The sequence below is a fragment of the Streptomyces sp. A0958 genome, from assembly GCF_004795035.1.
In the GTDB taxonomy this organism is placed as follows: domain Bacteria; phylum Actinomycetota; class Actinomycetes; order Streptomycetales; family Streptomycetaceae; genus Streptomyces.
Genome location: NZ_SSBK01000008.1, coordinates 182160 through 199421, shown reverse-complemented (window position 1 = coordinate 199421; position 17262 = coordinate 182160). Strand labels below are relative to the sequence as shown.

The 17262-nt window shown below is 70.3% G+C and carries 14 protein-coding genes and 2 pseudogenes; 10 read left to right on the top strand and 6 right to left on the bottom strand.

Features of this window, described 5'->3' with window-relative positions; all coding sequences use genetic code 11:
- Window positions 1-98: 98 nt before the first annotated feature.
- Window positions 99-1325, top strand: a complete 1227-nt coding sequence (locus E6P78_RS11870; RefSeq protein WP_168712603.1) for a class I adenylate-forming enzyme family protein — start codon at window positions 99-101, stop codon at window positions 1323-1325.
- A gap of 8 nt (window positions 1326-1333) precedes the next feature.
- Here the strand turns inward: E6P78_RS11870 and E6P78_RS11865 are convergent, their stop codons facing one another.
- Window positions 1334-2092 (bottom strand): AfsR/SARP family transcriptional regulator, encoded by a 759-nt coding sequence (locus tag E6P78_RS11865; RefSeq protein ID WP_168712602.1) that lies wholly within the window; start codon window positions 2090-2092, stop codon window positions 1334-1336.
- A 211-nt stretch (window positions 2093-2303) separates the two neighbouring features.
- Here E6P78_RS11865 and E6P78_RS11860 point away from each other — a divergent pair, with 211 nt between their 5' ends.
- The 4 genes from E6P78_RS11860 (at window position 2304) to E6P78_RS11845 (ending at window position 5983) form a co-directional block, all read left to right on the top strand.
- The gene (locus E6P78_RS11860) at window positions 2304-3446 is read left to right on the top strand and encodes an MFS transporter (protein ID WP_136203504.1); all 1143 of its coding nucleotides are present in this window, start codon (window positions 2304-2306) and stop codon (window positions 3444-3446) included.
- Entirely contained in the window at window positions 3437-3943 is a 507-nt protein-coding gene (locus E6P78_RS11855; protein WP_136203503.1) for a MarR family transcriptional regulator, read from the top strand. Before E6P78_RS11860 ends, E6P78_RS11855 begins: the two co-directional genes overlap by 10 nt.
- A gap of 254 nt (window positions 3944-4197) precedes the next feature.
- Window positions 4198-5346 (top strand): SMI1/KNR4 family protein, encoded by a 1149-nt coding sequence (locus tag E6P78_RS11850; protein ID WP_136203502.1) that lies wholly within the window; start codon window positions 4198-4200, stop codon window positions 5344-5346.
- Window positions 5347-5644: 298 nt separating this feature from the next.
- Window positions 5645-5983, top strand: coding sequence for an MBL fold metallo-hydrolase (locus E6P78_RS11845; RefSeq protein WP_168712601.1), 339 nt, complete (start codon window positions 5645-5647; stop codon window positions 5981-5983).
- A gap of 199 nt (window positions 5984-6182) precedes the next feature.
- Here the strand turns inward: E6P78_RS11845 and E6P78_RS11840 are convergent, their stop codons facing one another.
- Complete coding sequence (locus tag E6P78_RS11840) at window positions 6183-6614, bottom strand: VOC family protein (protein ID WP_136203553.1); 432 nt, start codon at window positions 6612-6614, stop codon at window positions 6183-6185.
- On the opposite strand from E6P78_RS11840, the pseudogene E6P78_RS33370 reads away from it, so the two are divergent.
- The 5 genes and pseudogenes from E6P78_RS33370 to E6P78_RS11815 all read left to right on the top strand — a co-directional run.
- Window positions 6546-6689: pseudogene (locus E6P78_RS33370) on the top strand (transcriptional regulator); the annotation flags it as partial. The gene E6P78_RS11840 and the pseudogene E6P78_RS33370 overlap by 69 nt on opposite strands.
- Before the next feature lie 523 nt (window positions 6690-7212).
- The gene (locus E6P78_RS11830; RefSeq protein ID WP_168712600.1) at window positions 7213-8349 is read left to right on the top strand and encodes a polyprenyl synthetase family protein; all 1137 of its coding nucleotides are present in this window, start codon (window positions 7213-7215) and stop codon (window positions 8347-8349) included.
- The gene (gene crtI / locus E6P78_RS11825) at window positions 8346-9917 is read left to right on the top strand and encodes a phytoene desaturase family protein (RefSeq protein WP_240799149.1); all 1572 of its coding nucleotides are present in this window, start codon (window positions 8346-8348) and stop codon (window positions 9915-9917) included. Before E6P78_RS11830 ends, crtI begins: the two co-directional genes overlap by 4 nt.
- Entirely contained in the window at window positions 9904-10899 is a 996-nt protein-coding gene (locus E6P78_RS11820) for a phytoene/squalene synthase family protein (RefSeq protein WP_136203499.1), read from the top strand. Before crtI ends, E6P78_RS11820 begins: the two co-directional genes overlap by 14 nt.
- Window positions 10900-10907: 8 nt before the next feature.
- On the top strand, window positions 10908-11906 hold the full coding sequence (locus E6P78_RS11815; RefSeq protein ID WP_168712609.1) for a DUF5914 domain-containing protein: 999 nt from the start codon (window positions 10908-10910) through the stop codon (window positions 11904-11906).
- Between the two features lie 47 nt (window positions 11907-11953).
- On the opposite strand, the gene E6P78_RS11810 is transcribed toward E6P78_RS11815, so the two are convergent.
- The 4 genes and pseudogenes from E6P78_RS11810 to E6P78_RS11795 form a co-directional block, all read right to left on the bottom strand.
- Window positions 11954-13522, bottom strand: coding sequence for an FAD-dependent oxidoreductase (locus E6P78_RS11810; protein WP_276607217.1), 1569 nt, complete (start codon window positions 13520-13522; stop codon window positions 11954-11956).
- On the bottom strand, window positions 13519-14253 hold the full coding sequence (locus E6P78_RS11805; RefSeq protein WP_136203496.1) for a class I SAM-dependent methyltransferase: 735 nt from the start codon (window positions 14251-14253) through the stop codon (window positions 13519-13521). The genes E6P78_RS11810 and E6P78_RS11805 overlap by 4 nt, the downstream gene beginning before the upstream one ends.
- Entirely contained in the window at window positions 14250-15464 is a 1215-nt protein-coding gene (locus E6P78_RS11800) for a lycopene cyclase family protein (RefSeq protein WP_136203495.1), read from the bottom strand. Before E6P78_RS11800 ends, E6P78_RS11805 begins: the two co-directional genes overlap by 4 nt.
- Before the next feature lie 195 nt (window positions 15465-15659).
- A pseudogene (locus E6P78_RS11795) lies at window positions 15660-16952 on the bottom strand (NAD(P)/FAD-dependent oxidoreductase).
- Window positions 16953-17262: the final 310 nt, after the last annotated feature.

The window sequence follows — 17262 nt, the reverse complement described above, 5'->3', positions numbered from 1 at the left end:
GCCGGCCCTGCCGCCACCCTCCGTGTCTCCGTGCAACCTTCCGCCGCTCGCCGGTGTTCTGGTGGGTGGATCACCGTCCTGGGGAAACGAGGAGCGTCGTGTACGACACCTTCGATGACATACCCGACTGGTGGGGCACCCCTCTCCTCGCCCGGCCCCCGTCCACCGCGCCTTGGGCCCGCAGCGGACGCACCGTGACCTACGGGCAGCTACGACGCCAGGTGACCGAGCTGAGACGGCTGTTCCAGTCGCACGGAATCCGGGCGGGAGCGACCGTGGCCCTGCGCGGTGTGCCGAGCTTCTCGCAGCTGTGGGCCGTGTTCTCCCTGTGGTCACTGGGCGCTCAGGTGCACCTCATGAGCTCCGAGACAGGGGGGCCCGAGCTGGCCGCACTGCTCGACAGAACCCGCCCGCAGTTCTACATCGCCTTCGGCTCGTCCGGTCTCGGCGGCCGTCACTTCCATGACGAGTGCGAGATCTTCGTCCGGCGCCTGCGAGACGGCCTTCCCGCGGCCGACGACCACGCCCTGGTCCAGTTCACCTCTGCCAGTACGGGCGCCGCGAAAGCAGTGGGGCGCAGCGTCCGGTCGCTGCTCACCGAGCTGGACACGTTCGTCCGTATCGGCGGAATGCCCCGACATGGCGACCGGGTCCTGATAGTGGGACCGCTCACCCACTCCTTCCCCCTCATCGGCGGACTGCTCCACAACATGAACGTCGGGGCCGAGACGGTCCTCCCGCGCAGTTCCTCCGTCCCCTCGCTGCTGCGCTCCGCGATCCGGTCGGACGCGGACACGCTCCTCGGCTCGTCCGAGCAGTTCGCCCAACTAGCCCGATGCGCCCGTCCGTTGGCGATCCGCGGGCTGCGACGGGCGATCGCCGGGGGCGCCCGCCTCAACGCCTTCGTACACACGGCATTCGAGGAGCGTCACGGCGTACGCATCGGGCAGGCGTACGGCACCACGGAAACCGGCATCATCGCGGCTGACCCGACGGGCTGGTTCGGACCCGACACGGCGGGAATGATCGCGCCTGGCGTACACGTCCGCCTGTTGTCGGGCGAGTTGCAGGTCCGCCTCGACCGGAGTCCGTACGTCGGCGTGCAGTCCGCCGCACCAGGTTTCCTCCGCGGTGAGGACGGCGCGGGATGGTTGCGGACCGGTGACCTCGTGGCGTTCGACCCGGACAACGGCGGCCTGCGGATCACGGGGAGAACTGATCCTCTCCTGCCGCCCCGGCCGCCCACGAGGGAGCCCGATCACGTGTTGCTGGCCCCCCGCACCGCGGGACGGGCCCTCACCCGCGCCGGGAAACCGGTGACCTGACGGGTGCGTCAGATTCCGGGCACCAGGGCGGCGGAATTCAGAATACGACACTGCAACTGCTGCATCGAAGCACTGGGCTCTATACCCAATTCGGATACCAGATTCAGTCGCAGATCATTGAAGACTTCAAGCGCCCGAGCGCGCCCTCCTGAAAGGGCGAGGGCGCGCATGTAGTGAAAATGCAGACCTTCATGCAGGGGGTTCTCGGTGACGAAAGAGGAAAGGTCTGAGATCGCTTCATGGAATTGCCCGGCAGATATCCTGGCATCCGACAGCGCCTCCATCGCGCCGATCCGAGCATCATGGAGCTGGCGTCGCTGAGCCTCCAGAATCGGCCCCGTGACGACATCGGCGAAAGCGAGTCCGCGCCACGTCCTCAATGCCCGTACGAGGCCGTCGATGCCGACGAGCAGCTCCCCGTCCCGCAGAAGTCCACGCCCAGCAGCCGTCAGCCCGGTGAACGTATGGTGATCAAAGCCCAGCGACGCCTCGCTGAGGGAGTAGCCGCCGGGATGCGTGACCAGCAGCTCCTGGGAGACAGTCCGGGTCGGCAGGCCGCAGAGGCGCGCCAGCATTTTCCTGACTTGCAATACATAGGTGTGCATGTTGCGCAGCGAGCTGGCGGGCGGCTCCTCCCCCCAGACCTCGCGGACGAGGTGGGCGACTGAGATCATCTGCCCCGGATGGCCACAGAGAAGCGCGAACACCGTCCTCGGTTTCGGGGCCAGCCAAACGCGGTCGATGCGGCCGGACGAATAGATGGCCATGGGGCCAAGTATGCAGACATCCATCGTTCCCCCCCCGTAACAGGTAAAGATCAATAGCCGCACCCCGGTGTCTCAAGAAATTTTACAACAACATAAAAGCAGTGCGTTTACGCTTCACATCATTGGCCGAAAATCGCCACATCTCTGCAGCCGAATGAGCTACGTCTTTTCGATTGCAACCTATGCATCACCTACGGTGTTCATCGGGACAATGAAGAGAAATATCGGCCTCGGCCCCCCAGCGAGCGCACCTCGGTGGGCCGCCGCCGTCGCCAATGCGGACTGGTGCGTCACCGGTCCGCTCATCGTCGCACTGTCAGCTGCCTGGGACACGGACGTCGCCACCATCACGATGGGGGTCGCCGCCTACTCACTCGGATACGGCTGCGCGCTGCCGCTCTGGGGTGCCGCCGCCGATCGGTACGGATATCAGCGGTGCCTGCAGACAGGCATGCTCCTCGGCGCGATCGCGTCGGCCGGCTCCGCGCTCTCGCCCGGGCCGGGGTGGTGGATCGCACTGAGGATGGCGGCGGGCGCCTCCTTCGCCGCCGTCCCTCCGTGCGTGTCACTCGCCTGTGAATCAGCTGATTCGGCGCAGAACCGCCACCGCTCCTTCGCCGGCCTGACGGTGGCGGCGGCCATGGCTGCCGTCGCCGCTCCCCCACTGGCCGTCCTGGCCTCGCTCGCGGCCTCATGGCGCTTGCCTTTCCTCCTCGTCGGCCTTCTGGCCGTCGCCACCGTGTTCCGGATGTCCGGCGCCCCTCCCGATGCGTCGCCCCCTCGGCCGAGCGCGGCACGATGGCACGCCAACGCGCCTGCGTACCGAACGGTGATCGCCCTGGGCGCCGCCGAGGGCGCGGCGCTGCTCACCCTGCCCGCACTGCTCGCCCCGTCGCTCGCCCTGTCGGGTGCTCGGACCGTGACAGCGCTGGCCCAGCCGCTCTACGCCGTCGGCGTGCTGAGCAGCACGGTCATGGTCCACCGGCACTGTCACACCTGGCCGCCGATGCGTCTGCTGGGAGTCGGCGGGGCGGCGGGCGCGGTCGGGACGGCTCTCACCGCGAGTTCGCCCGGGCCGTCATCGACCTTGGTCTGCGCACTCCTGTTGGGCGCCGCCTGGGGCTATCTGCACACCACCTTGCAGACCTGGCTGCCGCACCTGGTTCCGTTCTCCGCGAGGGCGCGGGCGTCCGCGCTGTTCGCCGCGGCGGCAATGCTCACCAGTTCCCTGGCGATCGCCGTCGGCACCGCCCTGCTCCAGCAGGGTAGGCACACTGCCGTGTTCGCTGCCGGCTTCCTCTCCTGCGCCTTGCTGACCTGTCTGACGCGATCCGTTGCCCGCCGATGGACCTGACGTCCCCACCCATCCGCACCGACCCGCTGGAGAATACCGTGACCTCCCGTCAGACCAGGCTCACAGAGCAGGAACGTCGCGCCTGGCAGGCGTATGTGGACGCCACCACCTCCCTCCAGGAACACCTGGACCAGCAAATGCAGCATGACGCACGGATGCGGTCGGTCCATTACGGACTACTGATACAGCTGTCGGAAGCTCCGCAGCAGCGCCTGCGCATGTCCGAGTTGGCCCGCAACGCGCGGATCAGCCCGTCCCGTCTCTCGCACACCATCACCCGTCTCGAGAACCGCGGGTGGGTGCGCCGCGAAACGTGCGCCACCGACCGGCGCGGCCTGCTGGCCGTACTGACCGAGGAGGGCCAGGATGTTCTCACGCGTGCCACGTCCGTCCACTCCGCCGCTTTACGCCAAGCCTTGTTCGGGTGCCTGTCGCACGATCAGCAGGAAGCTCTGCTGGCGATCATGACGACGGTGGCGAACGGACTTCGGCGATAACGGCCGGTGTCGCTCATGGGCGCCGGGCTGGCCGGCGGCGCCCGGACCCGGGACGGCGCACAGGACCCCGAGGGTCTGTTCCGCTGTCTCGCCGGGCAGCTGAACGAGCGCCCGTGACAAGTCGAATGCCTTGTTGGTGACAACCAGACTGCTTCGACTGTTCCGCTTCGCCGGCTCACGCGGCTCCGCCGGTGACAACTCCTGGGCTTCGGCTCACGATCAAGCTGTCAGTGTCTGGCTCTAGGGTCGGCCCTATGACAGCAGACCTGGTCCAGGACTCATGGAACCGCATCGACGCGTGGTTGCGCGAGCACGCACCCCGCACTCTCGCCACCCTTCAGCCGCCTGCGGGAGATGAGGAGATCGTGGCAGCGCAAGAGGAACTGGGTGTCACCTTTCCTCCGGACCTGGTCGCTTCACTGCTCCGGCACAACGGGGCGGCGAACGGGGCGGAGGCTTTCACGTTCAGCACGGACGACCGGCTGCTCGGAGTGGGTGGAATCCTCGGGGACACCGGGTTCATGCGCGACGTCGCCCATGACCTTGACGAGGAGGAGGCCGAGCACTATTGGCATCACGGATACGTGAAGTTCGGTTCCTATGAAGCGACGTCGGACGGTCTCGTGATCGATTGTCGCACTGGGCAGGAGTCCTTCGGTGCGATCGGACGGTTCTTCGACGAGACCGGCACCAGCTTCGGGCAGGCCGACTCGCTGGGTGAGTATCTGGCAGAGCTGGCCGGCCGGCTTGAGCGCGGGCGGGATGGTGGTGTCGTGACGTTCAACGGTCGGTTGTTCTGGGAGCCCACCATGTCTGCCCGCCCGGAGTGGGGCAGCGCCGACGATCCCCTTCCCGCACCGGGCGAGCGGCTACCGGAGCTGGACCTTTCCTGCAGTCCCACCGACCTCCTCCACGCGAGCTACCTGGACGGATTCGAGGAGCTCGGTGCACTGCTCGCGGTCCTGCCACGTGAGCAGGTGGCTGAGGCCGCGCGGAAGCAACTGCGCAGACTGGCGCTCGAAACGGGCCTGAACAAGTATCCGGAGGTCAAGTCGGCCCTGGACGCGTTGGAGCGGGGTGAAGCCCCACCACGGCCGGACCAGACCGGTCCGCTGGCCCTGCGGCTACGCGCGGTGCTGGTGCAGGCGAACACCCACCGAGACGACACTCGCAGGTGGGCCGCGGAGAAGATGGCACACGGGATCTGGGGGTCCCCCTACAGGTCCGTGTACGAGAGCGCGGGGATACGGAGTCGCCTCACTGTCGACTGGCGTGCGGATCTCCATGCGGACCTGGGCAATCCGCCACTGCCACCGATACCTGGCGACCGGTTCTGGGGAGCCCTGCGCAACCCCGCCATCGACTCCAGCTGGTACGCAGCTCAGTACACCCAGGATCAGTGAGCGCTTCATGTGGCGGTTCTCACCAGATGAAGCACTCAGTCACACCCGCCCCTCGACCGTGACAAGAGCCCGCTGACCGCCGTGGACGAAGAGGCCGTACGCCTGGCCGACGCCCTCCAGGCCGTCCGCGACCTCCGCACCGCCCAGCCGCCGCCCGCCGATCCGCCCACGCAGCGCCCTGCGCCACGCCGAGCCGGAACGCTCCGCGCTGCCCTACCTCCCGCGCCGGCCCACCGCGATCACCACCTCGTTCCACCTCGCCCGCGAGGGAGCCTTCACCGCCCCCGCCGTCTCCGGTGTGCGCGGCTTCGACACCGGCCGGCGGCCGGACGAGGTCCCCGGAGCACCGCGGACCGTCCTGCTGCCCGGTCATGCCCCGGGCAGCAGCGGTTGCTTCTTCCCCGAACGCGGCCTGCTCTTCACCGGCGACGCCCTGGTCACCCACGTCCTGACCGGACACACCGGTCGCACCCTGGCCCGCGGGGGCTTCAGCCACGACGGCCGCACCGCCCTGGCCTCTCTCGACCGGCTGGACGGGCTGACCGCCGCAACCCTTCTCCTGCCCGGCCACGGCCGACCCCTCACCGGCAGCCCTCGTACCGCCACCCGCCAGGCCCGACAGACCGGCCGCCACTGAGCAGCGGCGGAGGCGCCCGCGAGGAAGCCCGGTCCGTGAACGGAGCCATCCAGCCGGCGGCCGACCACCCAGCCTTCAGTGAGAAGTGCTCAACCTTCGCTGCGACAGGTCAGTGTCCAGTGACAACGAAATCGGACCGTTCGCCGGCGAAGTCGGGCCGACGGGGAAACCGTGCGTCTGCCGGGCGGCTGTGCTGTCCTCAGCGAGCGAACTTCTCGATGGCGGCCGGTGTGACGGGGGTGAAGAAATTGACGAGGTTGCCGTCGGGGTCGCGGAACAGGAGCGCACGATTGCCCCAGGGCATCGTCGTGGGTCCGTTGACGAAGTCCTCCACGAAGCCGGTCAGGTTCTTGTGCACGCTGTCCACGTCGTCGACAAGGAATTCGAGGATGACGCTGTGGTTGTCGGCCGGGCGGGCGGAGCCAGGCGCGAACAGAGGGACAGTGCGGGTGCTGCCGATCGCGAGGGTGGCGGAGGTGGTCCTGAGCTCAGCAAAGTGCTCGTTGGACCAGCTGGCAGTTGTTCCGGTGGCGCGCTCGTAGAAGTCGACGAGGCGGACGACGTCGTCCGTGACTGGCTGCCTGCTGTACTCGCCTCGCTGGACCGGCCCTTCGTCATCGAACGTCCGGATGAGCTCCGCGGCCTCGTCGAGGCTCTCGCCGAACGGCTCACGAACTCTGCCCGGCGATGCCCACCTCACGTATGACGGATCGGTAAGCCCTCGTGCCGGTCAGCCCTGAGCGCCTCGGACACGTGGGCTGTTCGGCGCCGTCGAAGCTGCACCGCTGCCCAACGTGCCGTGCAGGACGGGGAGGGGAGTTATTAGTTATTCCTTGGCGTGGTCAGCCAGGGCCCGCGGTGGGTGAGTCGGGGGTGCATCCGGTCCCAGGCCGTCGCGGTGGCCGCGCCACAGCGGGTCGTGTCCGTGGCGGTTGTGACGTCGGGCTGGTTCAGGGAGCAACCGTGCAGGACACGGAAACCTGCTCGTCGGGTTCACGGTCGTGTCTGACCAAAGGCACCCCTGCGACGACTCGGCCGGCTCACGGACTTCGCGGAAGTACGCCGACTGGAGCACGCACGGGGTGACACGCCGCCATGAGCGGCACATCGACGGGCCGGCGGGGTGAGATCACTGTGCGCGCGTTCCGGCAGGGAGTCGGCGCATCCGTATCAGGGCACTCGGCGGAAGCACTGACGTGCGGGTGACCGGGAGTGAGAAGGGGTTGAGCATGCTTGGACCGCCGCCGATCGTTGCCCCACCGGCCGAACTCGTCGAAGGCCCTCTTGCCGCGACCGATGTCGCGAACGCGGTCGGCACCGTCCTCGAGCAGGTTCTCGACGTACGGCTGCGTCATTCCCGTGCCGTCGATCCCGTTTTCGCCCAGGAGCTGGCCGGCCGCTTGGCCGCGTTCGTCGAGCGGGGCGGCAAACGACTGCGCACGGGCTTCACGTACTGCGGTTGGCGGGCCGCCGGCGGTTCGGGTGACACCACCGCGGTTCTACGGACGGGGGCCGCCCTCGAACTGATCCAGGCGTCCGCCCTCGTACACGACGACGTGATGGACGGCTCCCTGCGACGCAGAGGTGCCCCGGCCATGCACGTGCAACTCGCCCGGCGTCACAGGACTGCGGGGATGCACGGCTCTGCGGAGTCCTTCGGCAGGTCGGCCGCCGTCCTCGTCGGTGATCTGGCCCTTGCCTGGGCGGACGACCTACTGACGGAGACGGCACTCGGTACGGCGCACGGGCCGCGCCTGCACGAGGAGTGGCGGGCGATGCGCACCGAGATGGTTGCCGGACAGTACCGCGACCTGCACGCTCAGGCCGGTCGTTCGTCCGGTGCCGACGAGGCGCTGGCCATCGCCACCCTGAAGAGTGCTCTGTACACCGTCGCCCGGCCTCTCGCGCTGGGCGCGTCGCTGGCCGGGGCCGACGATCACGTGCTGGACGCACTGCGGGCGGCCGGCCGATGCGCCGGGCTGGCCTTCCAGCTCCGTGACGACCTCCTGGGCGCCTTCGGTGATCCGGCGCTGACCGGCAAACCTGCCGACGACGACCTGCGGTCACGCAAGCGCACCTATCTGCTCGCCGTCGGCGTCCAACTCGCAGAGGACGCCGACGATCACCACGCCGCCGCGACACTGGCGGCGGACCCGGAGTCCGTTCACGCCGTGCAGCAGGTGCGGGCAGTGCTGGAACACACCGGCGCCCGTGACCTGGTGGAGGCGAAGATCGAGGAGCTGACGGCCGTGAGCCTCGGGCACTTCGACCGCACCGGCGCCCACCCGGCCCTCCGGCGTGAGTTCGCCACGTTGGTACGACAGGCGACGGGCGTGCCCCCGCGCCGTGCGGAGGGGGTCGCGTGAAGAGGGTGCCGGGGCCGACCGACCACGTCGTCGTGGTGGGTGCCGGGCTGTCCGGGCTGGCCTGTGCCCTGCACTTGCTGGGTGCGGGCCGCCGGGTCACCGTCGTCGAACGGGACACCTGCCCCGGCGGCCGGGCCGGCCGCCTACAACTGGGCGGATACGAGGTGGACACCGGACCCACGGTGCTGACCATGCCGCATCTGGCCGACGAGGCGTTCGCCGCTGTCGGCGACAGTCTCCACCGCCGCGTGGAGTTGGTGGCTCTGCATCCGGCCTACCGGGCGTGCTTCGCGGACGGGTCCTCACTCGACGTACACACGGACGGCGAGGCGATGGAAGCGGAGGTTCGGCGCTTCGCCGGGGCATCGGCGGCGGCCGGCTACCGCGACCTGCGGCAGTGGCTGGAGCGTTTGTACCGGGCGCAGATGCACCGTTTCATCGACACGAACTTCGACTCCCCCTTCCAGCTGCTGCACCCGGATCTGGCCCGGCTGGCCGCGCTGGGCGGGTTCGGGAGGCTGGACGGCCGTATCAGACGCTTCATCGCCGACGACCGCCTGCGTCGTGTCTTCTCCTTCCAGGCGCTGTACGCCGGCGTGGCCCCGGCCCGCGCACTCGCGGCGTACGCGGTGATCGCTTACATGGACACGGTGGCCGGCGTCTGGTTCCCGAAAGGCGGCATGCACGCGCTCCCCCGCGCCATGGCCGACGCGGCTGCGGAGGCCGGCGCCGAACTGCGCTGGAGCGCAGAAGTGGACGCGCTTGAGCGCTCGGCGGGCCGCGTACGTGCCGTTCGCCTCAGCTCCGGCGAACGCATCCCCTGCGATGCGGTGGTGCTGACGTGTGAGCTGCCTGCTGCCTACGAGCTCCTGGGGCGTCGGCCTCGGCGTCCGGCACGGCTGCGCCACTCACCGTCTGCCGTGATCCTGCAGGCCGGAACCGACCGCACCTGGCCTCACCTCGCCCACCACACCATCTCCTTCGGCGCCGCATGGGAGCACACGTTCGACGAACTTACCCGGTCGGGTGAGCTGATGAGCGACCCCTCCCTGCTGATCACCCGTCCTACCGCCCACGACCCTGCCCTGGCACCACCGGGACGCCATCTCCACTACGTCCTCGCCCCCTGCCCGAACACCACGGTCGGTCCCTCGGCCGCCGCCTGGCGGGACCTCGGCCCGTGGTACCGCGACCGTCTGATCCGCGAACTGGAGCGCCGGGGCCTGGACGGATTCGCGGACAGTATTGAACAGGAGCTTCTGGTGACCCCTCTCGACTGGGCGGCGCAGGGCCATGGCGCCGGCAGTCCCTTCTCGGTCTCCCACACGTTCGCCCAGACCGGCCCCTTCCGCCCGCGCAATCTGGTACGAGGGGCGGAGAACGTCGTACTCGCGGGATGCGGGACCACGCCGGGCGTCGGCGTACCGACCGTACTCATCAGTGGCAAACTCGCAGCCGCGCGCGTCACCGGCGGCACCAGTCACCGGCTCGGACGAGTGCGTCCGTCCCCGGTCGCAGCCGGCAGTTCCTCCGTCCCGGCCGGGGCAGGTGCTGATGACCCGTCGTGAACTGGACGCAGCCGGGATCACCGATCCCGAGCTGCGCACCGCTTACACCCGGTGCCGACGGCTCAACGCCCGCCACGGCAAGACCTACTTTTTGGCCACCCGTCTGCTGCCGCCCGAGCGGCGTTCCGCCGTGCACGCCCTGTACGGCTTCGCCCGCTGGGCGGACGACATCGTGGACGACCTCGACCCGGACGGGACGCCCGCAGAGCGCGACCGGCTGCTACTCCGCCTGGAGAGCGACCTGGCGAGGGAGCTGCGCACCGGTGCCGGTGACGAACCGGTGGTCCGAGCCGTTGCCGACGCTGCCGCCCGGTATGACATCGAGCACCAGCTGTTCGCCGACTTCCTGTCCTCGATGCGTGCCGATCTGACCGTCACCGACTACCCGACCTACGCCGACCTGCAGGGGTACGTGCACGGTTCGGCTGCGGTGATCGGTCTGCAGATGCTGCCGGTCCTCGGCACGGTCGTGCCCCGGGAGGAGGCGGCACCGCACGCGGCAGCGCTCGGTGTGGCGTTCCAGCTCACCAACTTCATGCGGGACGTGGGTGAGGATCTCGACCGGGGCCGTGTCTACCTGCCCGGCGACCTGCTGGCCGCCCACGGTGTGGACAGGGCGCTGCTGGAGTGGAGTCGGCGCACCGGGCGCCGGGATGCGCGGATTCGGGCGGCCCTGGTGGACGCGGCGGCGATGACGCAGAGCGTGTACCGGACGGCGGAACCGGGTATCGCCATGCTCGATCCGCGGGTGCGTCCTTGCATCCGTGCCGCTTTCACCCTCTACGGCGCGATCCTTGATGTGATCGCCGAGCAGGACTACTCGGTCCTGCATCGTCGTGCGGTGGTCTCCCGCCGGCGCCGTGTGGCCACCGCCGCGGTCGGTGTGCTGCGCGTGACCGGTGCCCGGTGGGGTGCCCGTATCCGGCATCGAGCGATCACGGCGAGTGATCCGGCAGTCGAGCGGAAGGAGCCGGTGCGGTGAGTGAGCGAATGGGCGGGAAGCGCTGGTCGCCACCACTACGGCTCCGGGGTCCGGGCCCGGACTGGGCGGCGCAGACGCCGACTTGGCGCCAGGCGAGGCCTGCGCTCATCGCCGAGACGCTCAAGCGGGCGACCGCCCGCCCGTCGGGCAATTGGTTCGTGGTCGGCGCCTCCCGGGAGGTCCGTGCGGGTGACCGCCCGTACGGCAGGACGGTCGGCGGTGTGGAGGTCGTGCTGTGGCGTACGGACGGCGGTGAGCTGCGGGCGGGCCCGGGTGTCTGCCCCCATCTCGGTGCTCCGCTGCGGGACAGCCGGGTGGCGTGCGGCACGCTGGTGTGCCACTGGCACGGCCTTGCCCTGGACGGTTCTCCGTTCGCCGGCTGGCAGCCCTTCCCGGTGCACGACGACGGCGTACTCGTCTGGGTGAGGCTGGACGAGGTGGGTGGTGAGAAGCCGACCGAGCGGCCTGTGGTGCCCGTACGCCCCGCGACGGACAGCGCGGTGGACGCGGTCTTCACGGCGGCGGGGCGGTGCGAACCCCAGGATGTGGTAGCCAACCGGCTCGACCCATGGCACGGCTCGTGGTTCCACCCGTACTCGTTCATCGACCTGTCGGTGATTCGGGAGCCACAGAACGACGAGGACGACGGCTTCGTCGTCGATGTCTCCTTCCGGGTGGCCGGACGCCTGGTGGTCCCCGTGCGGGCCGAGTTCACCGCTCCGGAGCCGCGAACGGTCGTCATGCGCATCACCGACGGCGAGGGAGCCGCCTCCGTGGTGGAGACGCACGCGACGCCGATGACAAGGCTGGACCACGAACGTCCGCGCACTGCGGTGATCGAGGCGACGGTCGCCACTTCGGACCGGCCGGGCTTCGCTCTCGCCCGAGCTGCCGCCCCCGTGCTGCGTCCGCTGATGCGTCGCACGGCCGGGCGTCTGTGGCGTGACGACCTGGCCTACGCCGAGCGACGCTGGGCACTGCGCAGCACCGGGCGGTTTCCCGGCTGAGCAACCATCGGTGTCCTCCCCCGCCACTGTGCGCGGGAGGACACCGGTCAGGGAGACGGGCGACATCCCGCGACTGCCCCGAGCGCCCGGAGCAGGCGGGAGCGGCCCGACCTGGGGACCGTCCACAGCACCTGTCCCCGTACACCCCGGTCGGCGAGCAAGGCGTTCGCGGCCAGGAAGCCGGTGGTGGCGGCTCGTTCCATGAGGGCGACGGGCAGGTCGCAGCGGATCGCGTCACCGGCCAGGGTCAGCCAGGAGTGGGGAGTGTGCACGGCGGGGCGCCGGTGGTGGGAACCGACTTCGAAGTGCGGGCAGTCCGAGCGCCACTCGTGCCGGGCGTCGACGATGCGCGCCTCGCGGGTCTCCGGGTACACCTGGCGCAGCCGGTCGAGGAGCATGTCCTGCACGTCCTTCCGTTCCGCCGCGGGCTCCACGGCGTAGGCGTGCAGTTCCACGACGGAGCCTCCGGTGCGCGCGGCCCAGCGGGCGGCCTCGCCCTCGTACCGGTCCAGGACGCTGATGTTGTCCAGCCCGTCGTAGCCGCTGGTGCCGAGGAATCCGGGCCGGTCGGTGCGGACCGGACGGTCGAGCCAGAGCCTGGAGACGAGGAAGGGCCGTGCGGTACGCAGAGTTGCGATGTTGTCGCGCCAGCCGACCGTGCCGAGGCCGGGTGACGCGGCGACGGTCTGCCGCAGACCACCGGTGTCGAGGGCGAGCACCACGGCCTGGTGGTGGTCGGTAGCGGCGTCGGTGTGCACGTCCGCCCCTCCGCCGTCGCGAGGAATGACATGGTGCACGGGGGTCTTGGTGCGGATGTTCGCGCCGAGGCCCTGGATGTAGTCGGCGAGCGGCTCCCAGAGCGCCTGGGGGAAGGGTTCGGTCGGTACGTCGAAGAGCAGACCCTCGGCCGATCCGAGGAAGTAGATGTGGAACATCAGGAGCAGTTCCGCGGCGGACAGTTCGCGCGGATCGGCGAAGAAACTGCGCGAGAACACCTCGAAGGCCAGGTGGTGTGCGGCTTCGGGGAATCGCACGCTTTCCAGGAAGCCGGTGGCGGTGACGTCGTCGAAGCGCTCGTACACCGCGGGGACGCGTACGTCGAGGAGCGGTAGCGCCGCCCGGGGGTCCATGGCGGCCAGGTCCCGCCAGCCGAAGGTGGGGCTGAGGGCGACGAATCCGAGCGCGCTGAGGGGTGGGGTCCTCGGGACACGGGCGAAGCTGTCGGTCAGGCCGCCGCTGTGCCGCAAGGGGTAGTCGGGCAGCGGGGTGAGCCGCGAGAGGGTGGGGTCGGTGCGGCGAAGCAGACCTCGGAGGTTGTAGTACTGGCGGAAGAAGGCGTGGAACCCGCGGGTCATGGTCACCGCGGAGCCGTCCGTCAGCGTGGTGCGGTGGCCGGAGAGCCGACCGCCGAGTGAGCCGTCCTTCTCGTACAGCGTCACTCGGGCGCCGCGTTCGGCCAGCAGGGTGGCTGCGGACAGGCCGGCGATTCCGCCTCCGATCACCGCGACGGACGGTGCGTCCCCGCGCCGGAAGCGCTCCGCGCCGGGTGCGGGCAGCAGGACCTCGGCCTTGCGGTCGCGGCCTCGCCGGGCGGCAGCGGGGCGATGAGCGGTCACTGTGCGTGCTCCCTTGTCGTGGTCGAGCCGCCGTTGCGGGCGAGGAAGGTGTGCACGATGCCCGTCTGCCATCCGGCGACCGGGGCGATCCGCACCGAGGTCAGACCGGCTCGCCTCAGCCGGTCGGCGAAGTCGGGGGCGGTGTCGAAGGCGATGACGCTGCGCCAGAGATGGCGGTAGAGGCCGCGGTCCCCTGTGAACGTTCCCGCAGGGATGGCCACCCCCTGGCAGACCGCCGTCCACAGCGCCCGGTGCACCCGCGCGCCGCTGAGGCTGTACTCGTGGGCGGCGAGACGTCCGCCCCGCCGCAGCAGGGCTCGGGCAGTCCGCAGGACCGTGTCCGGGTCGGTGACGTTACGGAACAGGTAGGCGGCGAAAATCGCGTCGAACGGGCCCTCGCCGGCGGTCGCGAGTTCCTCGGCGGTCAGGTGGACGAAGCGCACGCGTGCGGGCCACGGCTTGGTCATCGCGCGGCGCAGCATGCCCGCGGAGGCGTCCACGGCCGTGATCCTGGCCCGGGGGGCGGCCGTGAGCAGGGCCCGGGTGGAGGCGCCGGTGCCGCATCCGAGGTCGAGCAGATGCAGGCCGGCTCCGTCCTCGGGGAGGCGGAGGCGGCGGGCCGAGCGCAGGAGGTCGGTGCGGTAGCCGGGATTGAGAGCGGTGAGGCGGTCGTAGGTGTGGGAGGCGTGGTCGAAGGCGCGGGCCAGGTCGTGGTCGCGCATGAGGCTCATCGGTGGCTCACTCCGTTTCTCGCGCTGTGCCGGGCGTGGCGGGGCAGAAAGGGCAGTTCGGCTGCCGTGGAGAGCATCGCCCGGACAGGGGTACGCAATCCGATGCCCCACTCCTCCCGGAGCGATGTCGTGCCGTCGAGGAACCGCAGCAGGCGCTCGGCCGGGACACGGCGGAACAGATTGGTGAAGAAGTCCGGGCCGCTGATCCGCCCGGTGTCCAGGGCGCGCAGCAATATCGCGTCCATGGCCAGCGCGCGCCACCCGTGGGGTGCGGGGACGGTTGCGTGCCCGTCGCGCAGGGCTGCGGCGATGGCTTGGCTCTGTCGCTGTACCGCGGAGAAGGTGTAGCCGGTGGCCGGACGAGTGGCGCCGCCCGCGGTCCCGATGCGGAACACGGCAGTTCCGGCGTGCCGGGGAAAGCGGGCGTCGGTCATGGGGATGACTCCCTGCTCGGTCTGCTCGACCGTGAGCGGGCCGAGCCCGAGAGTGTCCCGGCAGTAGCGATCGAGCGCCGACTCGTACGCCTCGGTGTTCAGCGTGTTGCGGGAGAACTCGGTGTACTCCACGAGCGCCCGACTGGGCGTCAGTGGCAGGACGTAGCCGAAGGCGAGTCCGTGTGCCGGCTGAGGAACCCGGAAGTCCATCAGATCCGCGACCGTGGGATCGAACCGATCGGTGTCGGTGCGTACGAACCAGCCGCGGAAGTGCTGCAGCAACTGCGTGCGCGCCGGCGGCAGGGCGGTCAGCGGCCGCGAGTCGAACACGCGACGGGCGCGCAGGGTCAGGGGCCCCCCGCCGGGCAGTGTGCACCGGACCTCCGCGCCACCGGGCGAGTTGCGTACCGATTGCGCTGTCGCGCGCAGGACGTGCCCTCCGTCCGAGTGGGCCAGGCGGCCGTGGACCATTCGTTCGAAGTCGGTGGAGCGGACCATGCGATAGGTGAACGGGTCCGGTTCGACGGTGACCGGGCGGCCGTCGGCGCCGTGCACGCGCAGCACGGACCAGGATGCGCTGACGGCCTCTTCGAGGCCGTCGACGTCCGAGTGCCAGTAGCACCAGGTCCGTTCCGCGGGGCGCAGCGGGCCGTCGGGCGGCTCGATCACGGTCACCGTGGCGGCGCGGGTCTCCGCCAGCCGGTGCGCGAGGCTGAGGCCGGCGGCACCGCCCCCGACGACGACCACGTCGGATGTTTCGGCGGACCGGGGTGTCACGTGGCCGCCCCCTTGGCGGCGGGCGTTCCGCGCGTGCCCGGACGCGGCGGCTCGGTGACGGCAGGACGGACACCGCTCAGTTCCACGTTGACTCCTGGATACGAACCCGGGTGCGAACCGACGAGGTCATCCGACCGCCACCACGTCGCGCCATCGGCCCTCTACGGACGGGGTCGTTCGCGGCCCTGCCCCAAGTCATCTGCGGCGCTCCGAGTCGGCTGACACCTCCCGGGCGGCACGTGCGCCCGATGCGAGGGCCCCCCGCACGGAGCCGGTCGCCCGGGAGTCCCCGCACACGTACCTGCCCGGGCCGAGGCGGGTGTGGTGGCTCAGCGGCCAGGGGGAAGCATCGCCGGCAGGGCGCCCTCGACCGTGTAGGCGGCGATCTGCTGCCAGCCGCTCGTGTCGGTGCCGTACAGCTCGGCCAGGCGCCGGAGCACCTCCTGTGCCTGGCGCGGGGCGTCCGTTCCCAGTATGGAAGTGGAGATCAGACCGGTGGCGGGGGGGCGCGTAGGTGTGAGCGACCTCGCTGAGTACGCAGGTGTTCAGGGCCGTGCCGGTGCTGACCTCGCTGAGTACGCAGGCGTTCAGGGCCGTGCCGGTGCTGTCCACCATCAGGGGCGGCTCGGCCATGGGTGTGCTCTCGGTGGCGTGGTGGTAGGTGGTGACGGTGCGTGCGTCCGGCACGGTCAGGTCCGGCAGCATGCGGGCAGCGGTCGCCGGGGCCGTCGCCACCACGACGGCCCGGGCCGGCACCTCGCTCCCGTTCCTCAGCAGCACTCCGGCGTCGGTGATCTCCTCGACGGACGTACCCAGACGCAGGACACCCTCGGGCAGGGTGCCGGCGAGCTGGGCCGGTACGGCGCCGATACCTGATGCCGGCAGGCACAGTGGCCCTCGCGCCGTGCTGCGCCAGACCAGGTGGAAGGAACGGGCGGAGGTCTCGAGCCGGTCCGCCAGGAACACGCCCGACAGGAACGGCCGCAGGACGTCGGCGATCACCGCGTCCAACACACCCGCCCGGGAGAGCGCCGCCGCGGTCGAGAGGTCCCGGCGCCGTCTGACCATGGAGGCGGGCAGAACGGCGTCCCGCGCGGTGAGTGCCGCCGGCGCGGCCGGATCGCGGGCGGAGAGGACCCGTCCCGGGAGCAGAGCCCCTGCCGCGCCCGGCTCCCTCGTTGGGTCGGCGAGACGGATCGGCCCCTTCGGCGTGTACGCGATGATTCCCGCGGTGGACGGCCGCAGTGCCGAACTGCTCAGGTCCAGGCGTCGCTTCACCTGCGGGTAAGGGGTGTTGCACACCTGGAACCTACGGTCCGGCAGGAATCCGTCCCGACGGCCCGTGCGCATCCGGCCGCCCACGCCGTCGGACGCCTCCAGCAGCGCCACCCGCTGACCGGCACGGCACAGGTCCAGTGCGCGGGCCAGGCCGGCCAGGCCCGCTCCGACGACGACGGTGTCCGGCACCCGGCGGTGTTCGTCGGTCATGCTGCTCCTCGGTCAACGCGGAATTCGCAACGCACGGTCGTCAACCACGGCTGGATCGGCCCTCGCCCCGACGGCTACCCGGAACACTCCGGCACAGACCCTTACCCGGAACGTCGCATCGAGCGGCATCCGACGACGAGTGACGCAGTCGCGGCCGGCCGGCCGGTCCAGCGGACCACGTTCCGCCGGCCGATGCCAGGCGCCACGACGGTCCTGCGGGTCCGGCTACGACAAGTCGGCGGTGCGGCACTGGCTGACCGGCGCACGGCCGTGCGGCCGCGCGGCTCCTGGTCACGACTTCGTCGATGCT